The 15,342-nt window shown below is 65.6% G+C and carries 13 protein-coding genes; 5 read left to right on the forward strand and 8 right to left on the reverse strand.

Features of this window, described 5'->3' with window-relative positions; all coding sequences use genetic code 11:
- Positions 1–46 precede the first annotated feature (46 nt).
- Positions 47–913: a PEP-CTERM sorting domain-containing protein gene (locus SP5_RS11405; RefSeq protein WP_245613473.1), complete on the forward strand. Its 867-nt coding sequence runs from the start codon at positions 47–49 to the stop codon at positions 911–913.
- On the opposite strand, the gene SP5_RS11410 is transcribed toward SP5_RS11405, so the two are convergent.
- The 4 genes from SP5_RS11410 to hppD all read right to left on the reverse strand — a co-directional run bounded on the left by SP5_RS11410 (position 903) and on the right by hppD (position 4,380).
- On the reverse strand, positions 903–1,262 hold the full coding sequence (locus tag SP5_RS11410) for a Rieske (2Fe-2S) protein (protein WP_042488604.1): 360 nt from the start codon (positions 1,260–1,262) through the stop codon (positions 903–905). The genes SP5_RS11405 and SP5_RS11410 overlap by 11 nt on opposite strands.
- Positions 1,259–1,891, reverse strand: coding sequence for a maleylacetoacetate isomerase (gene maiA / locus SP5_RS11415; RefSeq protein WP_042488607.1), 633 nt, complete (start codon positions 1,889–1,891; stop codon positions 1,259–1,261). Before maiA ends, SP5_RS11410 begins: the two co-directional genes overlap by 4 nt.
- Positions 1,888–3,168, reverse strand: coding sequence for a homogentisate 1,2-dioxygenase (gene hmgA / locus SP5_RS11420; RefSeq protein WP_042488609.1), 1,281 nt, complete (start codon positions 3,166–3,168; stop codon positions 1,888–1,890). The genes maiA and hmgA overlap by 4 nt, the downstream gene beginning before the upstream one ends.
- 150 nt (positions 3,169–3,318) lie before the next feature.
- Complete coding sequence (hppD, locus tag SP5_RS11425) at positions 3,319–4,380, reverse strand: 4-hydroxyphenylpyruvate dioxygenase (protein ID WP_042488612.1); 1,062 nt, start codon at positions 4,378–4,380, stop codon at positions 3,319–3,321.
- A gap of 63 nt (positions 4,381–4,443) precedes the next feature.
- Between hppD and SP5_RS11430 the strand changes: the two genes are divergently transcribed.
- Positions 4,444–4,911, forward strand: coding sequence for a MarR family winged helix-turn-helix transcriptional regulator (locus SP5_RS11430; RefSeq protein ID WP_042488616.1), 468 nt, complete (start codon positions 4,444–4,446; stop codon positions 4,909–4,911).
- Here the strand turns inward: SP5_RS11430 and SP5_RS11435 are convergent.
- From SP5_RS11435 to SP5_RS11450, 4 genes are read right to left on the reverse strand one after another with little or no spacing between them, the layout of a single operon-like run.
- The gene (locus SP5_RS11435; protein ID WP_042488618.1) at positions 4,893–5,900 is read right to left on the reverse strand and encodes a glycosyltransferase family 4 protein; all 1,008 of its coding nucleotides are present in this window, start codon (positions 5,898–5,900) and stop codon (positions 4,893–4,895) included. The two genes, SP5_RS11430 and SP5_RS11435, sit on opposite strands and share 19 nt — an antisense overlap.
- Complete coding sequence (locus tag SP5_RS11440) at positions 5,897–7,486, reverse strand: alpha-amylase family glycosyl hydrolase (protein WP_042488621.1); 1,590 nt, start codon at positions 7,484–7,486, stop codon at positions 5,897–5,899. Before SP5_RS11440 ends, SP5_RS11435 begins: the two co-directional genes overlap by 4 nt.
- The gene (locus SP5_RS11445; RefSeq protein WP_042488625.1) at positions 7,483–8,598 is read right to left on the reverse strand and encodes a glycoside hydrolase family 130 protein; all 1,116 of its coding nucleotides are present in this window, start codon (positions 8,596–8,598) and stop codon (positions 7,483–7,485) included. Before SP5_RS11445 ends, SP5_RS11440 begins: the two co-directional genes overlap by 4 nt.
- A 56-nt stretch (positions 8,599–8,654) precedes the next feature.
- Positions 8,655–9,287, reverse strand: a complete 633-nt coding sequence (locus tag SP5_RS11450; RefSeq protein ID WP_042488628.1) for a TetR/AcrR family transcriptional regulator — start codon at positions 9,285–9,287, stop codon at positions 8,655–8,657.
- 128 nt (positions 9,288–9,415) lie between these two features.
- Between SP5_RS11450 and SP5_RS11455 the strand changes: the two genes are divergently transcribed.
- From SP5_RS11455 to SP5_RS11465, 3 genes are read left to right on the forward strand one after another with little or no spacing between them, the layout of a single operon-like run.
- Positions 9,416–10,612: an efflux RND transporter periplasmic adaptor subunit gene (locus SP5_RS11455; RefSeq protein WP_042488631.1), complete on the forward strand. Its 1,197-nt coding sequence runs from the start codon at positions 9,416–9,418 to the stop codon at positions 10,610–10,612.
- 18 nt (positions 10,613–10,630) lie between these two features.
- Positions 10,631–13,843, forward strand: a complete 3,213-nt coding sequence (locus SP5_RS11460) for a multidrug efflux RND transporter permease subunit (protein WP_042488634.1) — start codon at positions 10,631–10,633, stop codon at positions 13,841–13,843.
- Positions 13,836–15,305, forward strand: coding sequence for an efflux transporter outer membrane subunit (locus SP5_RS11465; RefSeq protein WP_042488636.1), 1,470 nt, complete (start codon positions 13,836–13,838; stop codon positions 15,303–15,305). Before SP5_RS11460 ends, SP5_RS11465 begins: the two co-directional genes overlap by 8 nt.
- Positions 15,306–15,342 lie beyond the last annotated feature (37 nt).

Here is a 15,342-nt window from a genome sequence, read left to right on the forward strand (position 1 = left end):
GGGGGCATCCGTCAGAAGGGCTGCCATGAAGAACAAGGGGACGGGCATGATGGGAAAGTTTCGGCATTGTGGTTTGATAGCGGTGGCGCTGACCGCATCCGCCCCGGCCGCTGCAGAGTCGATCCTGTTCGTCGGAAACAGCTTCACCTTCGGCGCGCATTCGCCGGTCATGCGCTACCGCCCCGACCTGGTCCGCGACCTGAACCGCGAAGGCATTGGCGGCGTGCCCGCAATGTTCAAGACGTTCGCCAAGCAGGCGGGCCAGGACTGGCAGGTCAGCCTGGAAACCGCGCCCGGCCGCGACCTCGCCTATCATTACGAGAAGAAGCGAAAGGAAATCGATCGGCGCTGGGATGTGGTCGTGCTGCAGGGCTATAGCACGCTCGATGCGCAGCGGCCGGGCGATCCGACGCGCCACGCCGAGGCGGCAGGGCTGCTGACCGCCATGCTGCGCCGAGCCAATCCGCGCGTCAGGGTCGAGCTTGTATCCACCTGGAGTCGCGCGGACCTGACCTATCGCACCGCCAGTCCCTGGCGTGGCAAGACGATCAACGCGATGGCGGACGATCTGGCGGCGGGGAATGCCTATGCATTGCGGCGCTATCCCGAAATCTCGGGCACGATCCCGGTCGGGCAGGCATGGAACAGGGCCTGGGCGGAGCGGGTCGCCGATCCGAACCCCTATGACGGTATCGCTTTCGGTCAGGTCGATCTGTGGACCTGGGACCAGTATCACGCCAGCGCAGCGGGCTATTATCTCGAGGCGCTGGTCGTCTTCGGGAAGATCACGGGGTTCGACGTCCGCCGGCTGGGCGAGCAGGAGCGGGCGGGGATCGATTTGGGGTTGGAACCCCGCCTCATTGGTCGGTTGCAGGCGATTGCCCATGCCGAGGTGACGGGCGTCACGCCGTAACGATGGCTCCATTGCGCACCGCGACCGGCCAGGGCGTTAGACGCTGTCCCATGCAGGGGCCGCCCAGACATTGGCCGTCCGCCACGTCGAAGATCGCGCCGTGCCATGAACAGGCGATCCGCTCCCCATTCGGGGTCAGATAGGCGTCGAGTTCCTGCGCCAGCGGGAGGCCCATATGCGGACAGCGGTCGACATAGCCATGGACCGTTTCGCCGCGCCGTATGACGAAGCCATGGAAACGGCCCGCGCGCATCTGGAGCACGAAATTGCGCGCCGCGCCGTCGGCAATGGTGTCGAGCGGGCCGAGCGTGATCCCGGGGGGCGTGGCGGTCAGGCGTTCGTCGCTCATGCCGCGTCGCCCTGAACCTCGGGTGATGCCTCGGGTACACGGTCGCGCAGGCGCTGGGCCGCCGCGACGAGCAGGGGAAAGGCCGACAGGTCGACCGCGAACCGCCGGGCGTTATAGACCTGCGGCAGGATATGGCAGTCGGCCAGCGTCGGCGTGTCGCCATAGGCATAGCCCGCGCCGTGCCGTTCGATCAGCGTTTCCAGTGCCGCGAAGCCCTCCGTCACCCAATGGCCGATCCAGCGACCGATCGCGGCGTCGTCGGCTCCCATGTCCTGACGCAGCATGGTCAGGACGCGCAGATTGTTGATCGGGTGGATATCGCACGCCACGATGGCCGCCATCGCCCGCACAACGGCGCGCCCGGCATGGTCACCGGGCAGAAGCGGTGGGTCGGGATAGCGTTCCTCCACCCATTCCAGAATGGCGGGACTTTGGATCAACGGTCCGTCCGGCCCTTCCAGCACCGGCACGAGGCCCTGGGGCTGGAGCGCGCGATAGTCCGCGGCACGCTGTGCCCCGGTGCGCAGGTCGTGCGCGACGCCGTCATAGGACAGGCCTTTCAGCGCCAGCGCCAGTCGCACGCGATAGGCGGCGCTCGAACGCCAATAGCCGTGGAGCGTCAGGCTCATAGGGGCAGCCTGGCCTTGGGAAAGTCCTTCCACACGGCATCGTAATCGAGTTGGGCATGGGACAATGCGTGGGTCGTCGGGCGATAGGGCCAGCAGCTTTCCACCATGAAGGCCATGGTGCCCTCGATCCGGTGCGGCCGGAGGTCGGCGTTGCTCGCCCCCTGCCAGCTGGCAAGGTCGGGGCCGTGGCCCGCCATCAAATTGTGGAGCGAGAGGCCGCCGGGACGGAATCCTTCGGCCTTCGCATCATAGGCACCGGTGATCAGGCCCATCGCTTCCGACATGATGTTGCGGTGGAACCAGGGCGGCCGGAACGTGTCCTCCGCGACCATCCAGCGTGGCGGAAACAGGACGAGATCGGCATTCGCCCGGCCGGGCACGTCGCTGGGTGAGGTCAGTAAAGTGAAGATCGAGGGGTCGGGATGGTCGAAGCTGACCGTATTGATCGTATTGAAACGCGAAAGGTCGTAACGCCAGGGCAAGAGATTGCCGTGCCAGGCCACCACGTCGAGGGGGCTATGGTCGAGTGTCATCGTCCAGAGCGAGCCGAGGAATTTCTGGACGACCTGTGTCGGCTCGTCGCGGTCCTCGAACCAGGCGACGGGGGTCTCGAAATCGCGTGGGTTGCCGAGACCATTGGCACCGATGGGGCCTAGGTCGGGCAGGCGGAACAGGCTGCCATGGTTCTCCGCGACATAGCCCGTCGCCTCGCCATCGGGCAGTTCGACACGAAAGCGTACGCCGCGCGGGACGAGCGCGATCTGACCGGGGGCGATGCCGATGCGGCCCAACTCGGTCAGGATGGTCAGGCGGCCGGATTGCGGCAGGAAGACCAGCTCGCCGTCCGCATCGACGAACACGCGCTCCATGCTGCGATTGCAGGTATAGACATGGACCGCGACACCCTCCAGATCGGCGGGGTCGCGGTTCGCGAGCATCGTCGTCATCCCGTCGATCCAGTCGGTGCCCGGCGGCGTCATCGGCGCCGGGTCCCAGCGCAGGCGATTGGGGGGCAGGGGGCTGTCGCTGGTGCCGGGGGCGAAGCGGGGCGCGCCAGCATAAGGCTCGTAGGGCGGATGCTCGGCGGTCGGGCGAAGGCGATAGAGCCAGGAACGGCGGTTTTCGTGGCGCGGCGCGGTGAAGGCGGTGCCGGACAGCTGCTCGGCATACAGCCCGTAAGCCGGGCGTTGGGGCGAGTTGCGGCCGATGGGGAGTGCGCCGGGGACCGCCTCGGTCGCGACATGGTTGCCGAAGCCGGGGATGTAGGATGTCGTCATCTCTTTTTCCTCTCCTTCCAAGCAAGCCCCTCCCCTGAAGGGGAGGGGTTGGGGTGGGGCCTCTCCACGCGCCGGCGGTTTTCGGAAGCGCCCCACCCCCGGCCCCTCCCCTGAAGGGGAGGGGAGGAAGCCCCTTGGTTCGGCAAAATCTCAGGCGTCGACGGTAATGACGCCGCGCCGGATTTGGTCCAACTCGATCGACTCGAACAACGCCTGGAAATTGCCGTTGCCGAAGCCTTCATTGCCCTTGCGTTGGATGATCTCGAAGAAGATCGGCCCGACCATGTTCTCGGTGAAGATCTGGAGCAGGATACCCTCTTCGCCGACATTGCCGTCGATCAGGATGCGGTTCTTGCGCAGCCGCTCCAGGTCCTCGCCATGGTTCGGCACGCGCTTGTCGACCAGTTCGTAATAGGTCTCGATCGTATCCTGCAATCGGACACCGCGCGCGCGCAGCTTCTCGACGGTTTCATAGATATTGTCGGTGGTCAGCGCGAGGTGCTGGATGCCTTCGCCATTATATTCGCGGATGAATTCCTCGATCTGGCTCTTCTCGTCCTGGCTCTCGTTCAGCGGGATGCGGATCGCCTTGTCGGGGGCGATCATCGCCTGGCTGAACAGGCCGGTCGCCTTGCCCTTGATGTCGAAATACTTCTGCTCCTCAAAGCCGAAGAGCTTCGAGTAGAAGCCCGACCATGTGCGCATTTCGCCGCGGCGGACATTGTGGGTCAGGTGGTCGAGCAGGTCGAGCCCGACATTGTTCTCCGCCTCGGCCTGCTGCCAGCCTTCGACCTCGTTCCAGCCGGCGAACAGGTCGCTGCCCGCCTTGACGAGATAGAGATAGCTGCCGCCGATGCCCTCGATTGCCTTGGCATCCGGGGTCAGGCATCCGCGTGCGGCGTCGACCGGGGTGGCGCCGCCCTTGATCGCGTGGTCGAACGTCTCGGCCGGATCGGCGACGTAGAAGCCCATGCCGCTGGCCGACGGGCCATGCTCGGCACGGAAGTCCGCCGCCTGGCCCTGCTCCTCGGCATTCAGCAGCAGGGTGATGCGGCCCTGCTTGTAACGGGTGATCGCCTTTTCGGGATGCCGATGGGTGGGGACGAAGCCCATCATGTCGAACTGACGGGCCAGCGTGTCCGGCTCAGGCGTCGTGAATTCGCAGAATGCGAAGCCGTCCAGGCCCAGCGGATTGTTCGGGGTGGTTGCCATGACGTCCAACTCCTGATCCAGTATCTTCGGTTACTAGATCGCAGAACAGGGAATTGGTGTCAAATGTTACGATCTCGCGAATTGCGGCTGGATGGCTTCCTTCCCTATCGCCTGTCGATCACGTCCAACCTGGTCAGCGATCATATCGCCAGCGCCTATCAACAGCTGTTCGGGCTGACGATCCCGGAGTGGCGGCTGATCGCGATCGTCGCGGAGGAGGGCGCAGTCGCCCAGTCGGCGGTGTGCGAGCGCAGCCGGATGGACAAGGTGACGGTTTCGCGCGCCGCCATCGCCATGGTCGGGCGTGGCCTCCTTGCCCGAAACGCGCATGACGGCGACCGCCGCTCGCATCTGCTGGTCCTGACCGAGGCGGGGCGGGAACTCTATGCCGATGTCGCGCCAAAGGCGCTGGAACTGGAGGCGCAGCTATTCGCCGGGTTCACGCCGGACGAACTGGAGGCGTTCGTGACGATGCTCCACCGGATCGACAGCGTCGCGCTGGCGCAGCGCGATCAGCCCAGGATCGTTTGATAAAGCTGAAGATAGCGGTCGGCCATGCGGTCGACCGAGAAGCGATCGGCCGCCACTTTTCGGCAGGTGGCCCGGTCGATCTCGCCGATCCGGCCGACCGCTTCGATGGCCTGTTCGACATTATCCACCAGGAAGCCGTTGACCCCGTCCTCGATCAGTTCCGGCATCGATCCACGCCGGATCGCGATGACCGGCGTGCCGCAGGCCATCGCCTCGACAACCGAAAGTCCGAACGGCTCGTCAAAGTTGATGAGGTGGAGCAAGGCCTTGGCCTGTCCCAGCGCCGCAGTCCGCTCCACGCCGCCGACGGGTCCGCGATAGACGATGCGGTCGTCATCGACATGGGGTTGCACCTCGCGCTCCCAATAACCCTGGTCCTGCACGATCCCTGCCATCAGCAGACGGTCGCCGACGGCTTGCGCGACGGCAATGGCTTCGGCGGCCCCCTTGTCGGGGTGGATGCGACCGAAGAACAGAAGGTCATCGCTACCCACTGGATCGAAGGGGAAATCCTCGATCGGGATGCCGTGATGGATGGTGTCGGCATAGCGTAGTCGGGGATGCCGGTCGGCGTCCGAAATCGCGACGTAGCGTATCCGATCCTGATAGGGCGCGTACATCGGCACGATACGCTCCGACGAGAAGCCATGGATGGTCGTCACCATCGGCGTATCAACCAGCCCGGAAAAGGCGTGGGTGGGAAAATCGGCTTGGTTGTGGATCAGGTCGAACTCGCCCGCCCGCTCGAACACGCTGGCCAGGTGACGCATTTCCCAGACCTTGGCATCGACCGATGGGTCCTCCGAATAGGGGGCGGGGACGGGGCCAGCCAGCTTGGCGGTGGTGATGCTGTCCTGCGTCGCGAACAGGGTGACGTCTACTCCGCGCGCGACCAGCGCCTCGGTCAGCAGGCTCGTCACCAATTCCCAGGGGCCATAGGCGCGCGGCGGGGTACGCCATGCGATAGGGGCAATCATCGCGATCTTCATGCAGGCGTGTCGACTTTCAGGATCAGGCCCTCATCGGGGCGAAGCAGGACGGGGTTATCGCTCGGCAGATCACCCAGCGTGGACAGTATGGGGCGGCCAGTCAGGCGGATCGGCGCCGGTTCCGCACTCAGGTTGAGCGCGATGACGAAGCGTTCATCATCCTGTTCGCGCTCATAGGCGAGCACGGAACCCTCCGCCTCGATCAGCCGGATCGTTCCGGTGGCGAGCGCGGGACTGCTCCGCCGAAGCGCCAGCAAGGCCCGGTGGAGCGTCAGCATGGAGTCGGGTTCGGCCAGTTCGTCAGCAACATTGCGCTGCCGCCAGCCTTCGCCGAGCGGCAGCCAGGGTTCACCCTTCGTAAAGCCGCCCTGGTCGCTGGCGTCCCAAACCATTGGCGTGCGCACAGGATCACGCCCCAGGCCCAGCCCAGGCTCGCGTAACTCGCGCGGATCGCGAACGCGGTCGGGCGGAATGACGCCATTTTCCATACCCAGCTCATCGCCATAATAAAGCGTCGGCGTACCCCGCAGCGTCAGTAGCAGCATCGCCGCTACCCGCGCCTGTGCCGGACCACGCTTGGTCGCGCTGCGCGGGCGGTCGTGATTGCCCAGTACCCAGTTCGGCCATCCGCCTGGGGGCAGGGCGGCCTCATAGTCCGCGATCATCCGCGCCAGATGGCGCGCATCCCAAGCGGCATCGATCAACTGGAAGTTGAAGGGCAGGTGTACGCCCTCTCCATGCTGACCATAATAGCGCATCAGCCGCTCGACCGGCAGATAGATTTCGCCGATCAGCACGCGCTCATCGTCCCCGCGGCCGAACATATCGGCGATGGCACGCATGTCGGCGGCGATGTCATGGACCTCGGGCTGGTCGGTCGAATGGAGCTGGAACACCCGGTTCATTTCACCGGTCGCCGGGTCCCAGTCCGGGTTGAGCGGATTGTCGGGGAAGCCCGCATGTTTGACGATGTGCCAGAGCACATCGATCCGAAACCCATCGACGCCGCGCGCGAACCAGAAACGCAACACGTCGAGCATCGCGGCGCGCACATCCGGATTGCGCCAGTTGAGGTCGGGCTGTTCCTTCAAAAAGGCGTGATAATAATATTGGCCGGTCGCCTCGTCCCAGGTCCAGGCGGGACCGCCGAAATCGCTGATCCAGTTGTTGGGCGGGCCGCCGTCCGGGGCTGCATCGCGCCAAATATACCAGTCGCGCTTGGGATTGTCGCGGCTGGACCGGCTCTCGACGAACCAGGGATGCTGGTCCGAGCTGTGATTGGGTACGAAGTCGAGCAGCAGCTTCAGCCCACGCGCATGCGCCGAGGCCAGCAGCGAGTCGAAATCCGCCAGCGTCCCGAACCGACGATCGACATCGCAGTAATCTTTCACATCATAGCCGAAATCGGCCATAGGTGACGGAAAGATTGGCGAAAGCCAGATCGCATCCACGCCCAGCTCGACCAGATAGTCAAGGCGGCGCTCGATGCCGCGCAGGTCGCCGACGCCGTCGTCACCGCTGTCCTGAAACGACCAGGGGTAAATCTGATAGAGGACCGCCGACTGCCACCAGGGGCGCGCGCTCATGCGAACAGCCCCTTGGGCAGGCGGGTCATCCGGCAGGCCAGGTCGGCCTCGCCGCTTGCCACCAGATAATGGTCGCCCATGTCGATCATGCCGGTCGAAAAGACCACCGGCGTCGGCAGGTACATTTGATGGGCGATGGAGGCCGTAAGCTCGGGCGCGGCCTCCAGGATCGGTTGATCGTCGGCAAGGTGCAGGATGCGCGTCGGGTCGGTTTTGTCGAACAGCGCCCAGAAGCTGCGATAGATGCCGACCGACTCGCGCCGCTCGACACCGTGATAAAGGGTCAGCCAACCCTGTTCGGTCAGGATCGGCGGAGTGCCTCCGCCGACCTTCATCGCCGATACCGAACCCTTGCGTGCCCGGATGCCGGGGGCCTCCAGCGGTTTCCAGTGCAGCGCGTCTGGCGACGTCGCAAAATTGATCGACGGTCCCCCGACAAAGGGGCTGTCCCCGGGATAGGCGAAGTAGACTTCACCCAGCGGCCGGGTCAGCGCCATGAACCGGTCGTCGACCAGGCCCTCGAAGAACAGCATATCCTTGTTCTGATGATCGAGGATGATCCCCGCCAGCCGGTAATCCAGGCCGTTGTCAGAGATATGAAGCGTGGTCGAATGCCGCTCGGCAGACACTGAGCAGGTCGTCATGTACCACCGGTCGCCGACCCGGCTGATCCGGGCATCCTCGACCCCGTAATCCTGCCAGGTCGCGGCAGGTTCGATCGCCTTATCGTAATGGACCGCGACAATTGTCGAGCCGTCGCCCGACAGTTCGACCGGCAGCAGCCAGGACAGGGAGGTGAGCGCAAGGATCCGGTGTGCGCTGCCGCGAATGGCGAACTGGCGCGGATCGGTCATGTCGACCGCCGAGAGCGGATAGCGGTCGAGAACATAGCCTTTGTCCGTCCAGCGGATCGCGCGGACATGATCGCCGTCGACCGGCTGGCTCAGCGCCTCGGCCACGCGAACCATCAGCAGGATGTTGCCGTTGGCCAGCCGGGTCATGCCCGGATTGAACGCCCCCAGCACATAGGTCGGCTCGGATATGCCGCGGCGAAGCGGGGAGCGGGACAGATCGAGATCATCGGGGCGGAAGATCAGCAGGTCGTCGGACATGGCCCGCCAACGCCCGCCATATCCTCGCGTTCCCGATGAAGATCGTACCCGATCGCTCAACCCGCCGTCGCGACCTTCAGGAACACCGACCAGCGATGCTCGAAAAAGGCGTCCGGCGTCATGCCGTTGAAGGGGTCGGGAAGGTCGAACTGCATCCGGCGGCCGGGTCCGTCCAGGATGTCGGCCAGCAGGCTGAACAGCGCCATGGCGCTATCGTCACGCCGCAACAGCCCGGCATCCTGCGACGCCTGGATACAGGCGATGATCGGATCGGCAAGCACGCGGTCCCAGGTCGCGAATCGCTGACGCAGCTCCTCGGAGAAAATCGCCTCCGATGTCAGAAAGGCCATGAACCGGACCGAATCCGGCTCGACGCAGAAAAAGAAGAAACGGCGCGCAGAATTCTTCAATCGCTCCAGAGGATTGGCGCCGCTGCTGCCGTCCAGCATGGTCTGGTTCAACCGGTCCAGGTCGCGCGCCACCACCGCGTCGAGCAACGCCATCTTGCCCGCGTATCTGCGATAGATGCTATGCTTGCTAACCCCCACGGATAACGCGATTTCCTCCATCGAGGTGCCCTCGATCCCGCGGCTGCAGAACGCCTCGCGCGCGCCGGACAGGATGATGTCGTCAATGTGCTGCGCCTGCTCGCGCGTGGGTCGTCCCGCGGTCCGTTTGGTGACTGTCATGTTCCCCTCTTGCGTCCTTAAAGGGCATTGGTCAAATTTAATTGCACCTGCCCGTTGCTTTTTTGCAGGTGCGAGGTACAGGGGAACCGAATGACTTAAACGTCAGGTGCTTCAGGGAGTTTCACGGGGTGTCCAAATTTACCGTCCTGGGGCCGTCGCTTGCGATGGCATTGGCGTTGGTGGCGTGCGGGCAGGGGGCGTCGCAGCAGCAGCAGGCTGCTCCGCCACCGCCCCTCGTCACCGCGATCACCGTTCAGTCCGCTGCCGTTCCCAACGTCATCGAACTGCCCGGCCGGATCGAGGCGATCCGCACTGCCGAGGTTCGCGCGCGGACCGACGGTATCGTTGAGGCGCGGCTGTATCGCGAAGGCACCGACGTCGCCGAGGGTCAGCCGCTGTTCCGCATCGACCAGCGCGACTATCGCGCACAGGTGCAACAGGCTCAGGCCGCACTGGCTCGGGCCGAGGCCGCGCGGGTGAATGCCGCGTCGATCGTCCGCCGTTACCAGCCGCTGGTGTCCGAACGCGCGGTCAGCGCGCAGGAATTCGACGCGGCCCAGTCCACCCTGCGCCAGGCCGACGCCAGCGTCGCGGATGCCCGCGCCGCCCTGTCGCGTGCGCAGTTGCAGCTGAGCTACACCATCGTCCGCGCGCCGATCGCCGGCCGCGTTGGTCGCGCGCAGGTGACCGAGGGCGCGCTGGTCAGCGCAACCCAGGCGACGCCGCTGACCCAGGTCGACCAGATGTCGCCGATCTATGCCGTCTTCACCCAGTCGAGCGCGGCGTTGAGCGAATTGATCCAGCAGGCCCGCTCGGGTGGTCTGGCGCTGCCCGACCTGTCGCATATCACCGTGCGCCTGACGCTGGAGGACGGATCCGAATATGGTCCGACCGGCCAGCTCGACTTTGCCGGGCAGACGGTGGACCCGACGACCGGCAGCCAGCAGTTGCGCGCACGCTTCCCCAATCCGACCCGTGCCCTGCTGCCCGGCCAGTTCGTCCGCGCTCATGTCAATGCGGGCACGATCCGCAACGGCATCTCGGTGCCGCAGCGCGCCGTCCAGCTGAGCAATCAGGCGGCCTCCGTCATGGTGGTCGACGGGGCGGGCACGGCCCAGCCGCGCCCGGTCACGCTGGGCGGTCAGGTCGGCAGCAACTGGGTGATCCTGTCCGGTCTGAAACCGGGCGAGAAGGTCATCACCGAGGGCTGGCAGAAGGTCCAGCCGGGCCAGAAGGTTCGCATCGGGCAACCGGGGCAAGCCGGTGGCGCACAGGCACAGGGCCAGACGGGCGGACAGCCCGGCCCTGACGCCGCTGCCCGCTGATCGCCGGAGTAGAGCATCATGAACCGCTTCTTCGTCTATCACCCGGTCTTCGCCTGGGTGATCGCGCTCTTCATCGCCCTGTTCGGTGTGATTTCGCTGCGGCTGCTGCCGATCGAAAGCTATCCGTCCGTCGCGCCGCCCGCACTGAACCTCGCCGTCACCTATAACGGTGCCGATGCCGAGGTGATGGACCGTTCGGTGACCGCGGTCATCGAAAAGGAACTGAACGGCGTCGACAATTTCCTCTACATGGCGTCGACCAGCCGTTCCAACGGCACCGCGCAGATCACCGTCACCTTCAAGCCAGGCACCGACCTGGATGTGGCGCGCACCCAGATCCAGGATCGCCTCAGCCGCGCCGAACCGCGCCTGCCGCAGGAGGTCCGCGCGCTCGGCATTCAGGTGACCGAGGGCTCGGCGGGCTTCCTCGAGGTCATCACGCTCAGTTCCAAGTCGGGCAAGACCAGCCCGGTCGCGATGGGCAACTTTGCCGAGAACAACATCCGCAACGAGCTTCGCCGTATCGATGGTGTGGGCGACGTGCAGCTGTTTGGCTCGCCCTATGCGATGCGCATCTGGCTCGATCCGCAGAAGCTGGCCGGGTATAGCCTCTCGGCGTCGGAAGCGCTGGCCGCCGTGCAGGAGCAGAACAGCCAGACGGCGGGCGGTTCGATCGGCGCCCAGCCGCTGAACCGGACTGCCGAGTTCACCGCGCAGATCATCACCCAGAACCGCTTTGCCACGCCCGAGCAATTCCGCCAGATCATCATCCGGGCCAACCCGGACGGCTCGGCCGTGCGGCTGGGTGACGTGGCGCGTGTCGAGTTGGGCAAGGACAATTACGGGTTCCGCCTGACCCTGAACGGCAAGGAAACCGTGGGTCTGGCCGTTCAGCTGGCCAGTGGCGCGAATGCGCTGGCGACGGCGGACGCGGTCACGGCCAAGATGAAGCAGCTTCAGACAAGCTTCCCCGCCGATGTGACGTGGAGCGTTCCCTTCACCACGACGCCGTTCATCACCGCTTCGGTCGACAGCGTGATCCATACGCTGGTCGAAGCGATGATCCTCGTCTTCCTGGTGATGTTCCTGTTCCTCCAGAACTGGCGCGCTACGCTGATCCCGGCGATCGTCGTGCCGATCGCACTGGGCGGCGCGTGTATCGGCCTGCTGGCCTTCGGCTTTTCGATCAACACGCTGTCGCTGTTCGGCATGGTGGTGGCGATCGGCATCCTCGTCGACGACGCGATCGTGGTCGTCGAGAATGTCGAGCGTATCATGTCGGAGGAGGGGCTGAGCCCCCGCCGCGCGACCGTGAAGGCGATGGGGCAGATCACCGGCGCGATCATCGGCATCACGCTGGTGCTGGTCGCGGTGTTCATCCCCATGGCGTTCTTCCCGGGCTCGACCGGCGGCATCTATCGCCAGTTCTCGGTGACGCTGGCGGTGTCGATCTTCTTCTCGGCCGTGCTTGCGCTGACGCTGACGCCTGCGCTGTGCGCGACGTTGCTGAAGCAGGAGGACGCGCATCCGGAGGATCGGCCCGAGCCCAAGCCGGGCGTGCGCGGCCTGCCGCAGCGTTTCTTCAACTGGTTCAACGACAAGTTCGGCCGGGGGACGGAGAAATATACGGGCGGCGTGAAGCGGATGATGTCGCGGCCGGTTCGCTGGCTGGCGGTGTTCGCCGTGGTCGTCGTCGTCACCGGCCTGATGTTCACCCGTATCCCCGGCGGCTTCCTGCCGACCGAGGACCAGGGCTATATCTTCGTCTCCTATGATGCCGCGCCCGGCGCGACGCTGGAGCGGACGGGCGAGGCGATCACCAAGGTCGAGAAGTTCCTCCACGCCCAGCCGCAGGTGTCCGACATCGTGTCGGTCGCCGGCTTCAACTTCTTCGGCCAGGGCCAGGCGGCGGGTATCTCGTTCGTCAACCTGAAACCCTGGCACGACCGCAAGGGGACCGAGAACAACTCGACCACGCTGGTCAGCAAGACGATGGGCTTTGTCCAGTCAATCCCGGAGGCGACCATCTTCGCGCTCGACCCGCCGCCGATCCAGGCGCTGGGCAATGCGACCGGCTTCTCGATGAAGATCGAGGATCGTTCGGGCCTGGGCGCAGCGGCGTTGCAGCAGGCCCAGGGCGCGATCCTGGCCAAGGCATCGCAGAACAAGACTCTGATGGGCGTTCGCCCCGAAGGTCTGGGACCGGCGCCGCAGCTCTATGTCGACATCGATCGGATCCAGGCGCGCGCGCTGGGGCTCCAGATTGCGGACGTGAACCAGACGCTGTCGATCGCCTTCGGCTCGGCCTATGCGAACGACTTCGTTCGCGAAGGCAATGTGTTGCGCGTCTATCTTCAGGCCGATGCACCACAGCGCATGTCCCCCGACGACGTACTGGCGCTGCGTGTGCGCAACAGCCAGGGCAATATGGTGCCGTTCTCGGCCTTTACGAAGGTTCGTTGGCAGAACGGGCCGCAGCAGCTGGAGCGGTATAACGGCTATCCGTCGCTGACCGTCTCGGGCATGGCCGCGCCCGGCCAGTCGACCGGCACCGCGTTGAAGCAAATGGAGAAGATCGCACGCGAAGTGATGCCCGCGGGCATGAGCTTCGAGTGGACCGGCACCGCCTATGAAGAACAGCAGGCGGGTGGCCAGATCGGCCTGCTGCTGGGCCTGTCGCTGATCGTCGTCTTCCTGCTGCTGGCCGCGCTGTATGAAAGCTGGGCGATCCCGCTGGCGGTGTTGCTGGTGGTGCCGTTCGGTGTGCTGGGCGCGGTGTTGATGACCATCTTCCGGGGCTTCTCGGCGGACGTGTATTTCAACGTCGGCCTCATCACGATCATCGGCCTGGCGGCGAAGAATGCGATCCTGATCGTCGAATTCGCGATCGAGGACGAGGAGGGCGGTCGTTCCCCGTTCGAGGCGACGCTGGAGGCGGCTCGCCAGCGTCTGCGCCCCATCCTGATGACCAGCCTGGCCTTCATCCTGGGCATGGTGCCACTGTTCATCGCGACGGGGGCGGGTGCGGCCAGCCGTCGTGCGGTCGGCACCGGCGTGATGGGCGGCATGATCGCGGCGACCGCGTTCGGCATCTTCTTCACGCCGGTCTTCTACATTGCGGCCAAGAAATGGCTGGCGCGCGAACATGACCATGAGGCGGCGGATGCCGAGGAAGAAGCGCGCGAGCGTGACGAGCGAACCGGCGAAGAGGAGGGCCAGGCCCATGCGTAAGGGGATTTCCCGTGCGGCCGCCGCGCTGGCGCTGACCAGCGCGCTGGCAGGCTGCAACCTGGCGCCGCAATATCGCCAGCCGATCGCACCCGTGTCCGCCACCTATCCCGAGGCGGCCAGCGGCACCCGGACGGCTGCGGAGATCGGCTGGCGCGAATTCTTCGCCGACGAGCAGCTCAAGGCCTATATCGCCGCCGCGCTCGCCAACAATCGCGACCTCGCCCAGGCGGTGGCGCGGGTGGCACAGGCGCGGGCACAATATCGTATCCAGGATGCGCAACGCCTGCCGGCGCTGGATGCCACGGCTGGGGCATCCCGGACGCGGGTGCCGCTTAACTCACTCGGCTTCGGCAACGCCATTCCCGGAGCGGGCAATGCGGACAACCCGACCTCGATCACCTATAACCAGTTCTCGCTGGGCGCGAGGGTGTCGAGCTTCGAGCTTGACTTCTGGGGTCGGGTCCGCAACCTCGCCGAGGCGCAGCGACGGCAATATCTGGCGACGGTCGAGGCCGAACGCGCCTTCCGCCTGTCGCTGGTCGGACAGGTCGCCGCGACCTATCTCCAGATTCGCGCTGCCGAAGAGCAGATCGCGCTCGCCGAGCAGACCGTTACCAGCCGCCGCGATGGGCTGAGCATCGCCAAGCGGCGGATGGATGCGGGTGTGACGTCCAGCGTCGATTACGATCAGGCGGCGGCGCTGCTGACCCAGGCGGAAACGCAGCTTGCCGAGCTGCGCCGTACGGTGGCCCAGTCGCAGAACCTGCTGACGGTGCTGGTCGGCGGTCCGATCGCTACGCCGCTTCCGGCGGGGCGGCGCCTGGGCGATCAGAACCAGTTCGCGGCGATCGAGCCCGGTCTGCCGTCGGCCCTTCTGGTCAACCGGCCCGACGTGCTTCAGGCCGAACAGCAACTGCGCGCCGCCAACGCCAATATCGGCGCAGCGCGCGCGGCGTTCCTGCCCAGCATTTCGCTCACCGGGCTGGCGGGCTTCGTCTCGCCTGCGCTCAGCAGCCTGATCGACGGCAATTCGCGGCAGTATCAGGTGCAGGGGGCAGCCTTGCTCCCCATCTTCGACTGGGGGCGTCGTAACGCGCAGCTGAAGCTCAGCCGGGCGCAGGCCGACGAGCTGACCGCCGCCTATCAGCGCGCGGTGCAGGGCGCCTTCCGCGAGGTCGCCGACGCGCTGGTCGCCCGGCGTCGCTATGCCGAACAGATCGAGGCGCAGACCCGCGCGGTCGATGCGCAGCGGCGGCTCGCCCGCACGGCGCGGCTTCGCTATACCAACGGCATCGCCATCTATCTCGAAGTGCTGGATGCCGAGCGCAACCTGTTCTCCGCCGAGCAGCAGTTGCTGACGTTGCGCAGCGCCGCCCTTCAGAACGACGTCACCCTCTATGTCGCGCTGGGCGGTGGCCTGCGCGAGACAGGGGCGGCGTCCACGGTTCCCGCGTCCGGCTAAATCCCCGAACCCCCGGCCGACGCGGTTGAGCGAGGGG

This window comes from Sphingomonas parapaucimobilis NBRC 15100, assembly GCF_000787715.1.
GTDB classification, from domain to species: Bacteria; Pseudomonadota; Alphaproteobacteria; order Sphingomonadales; family Sphingomonadaceae; genus Sphingomonas; species Sphingomonas parapaucimobilis.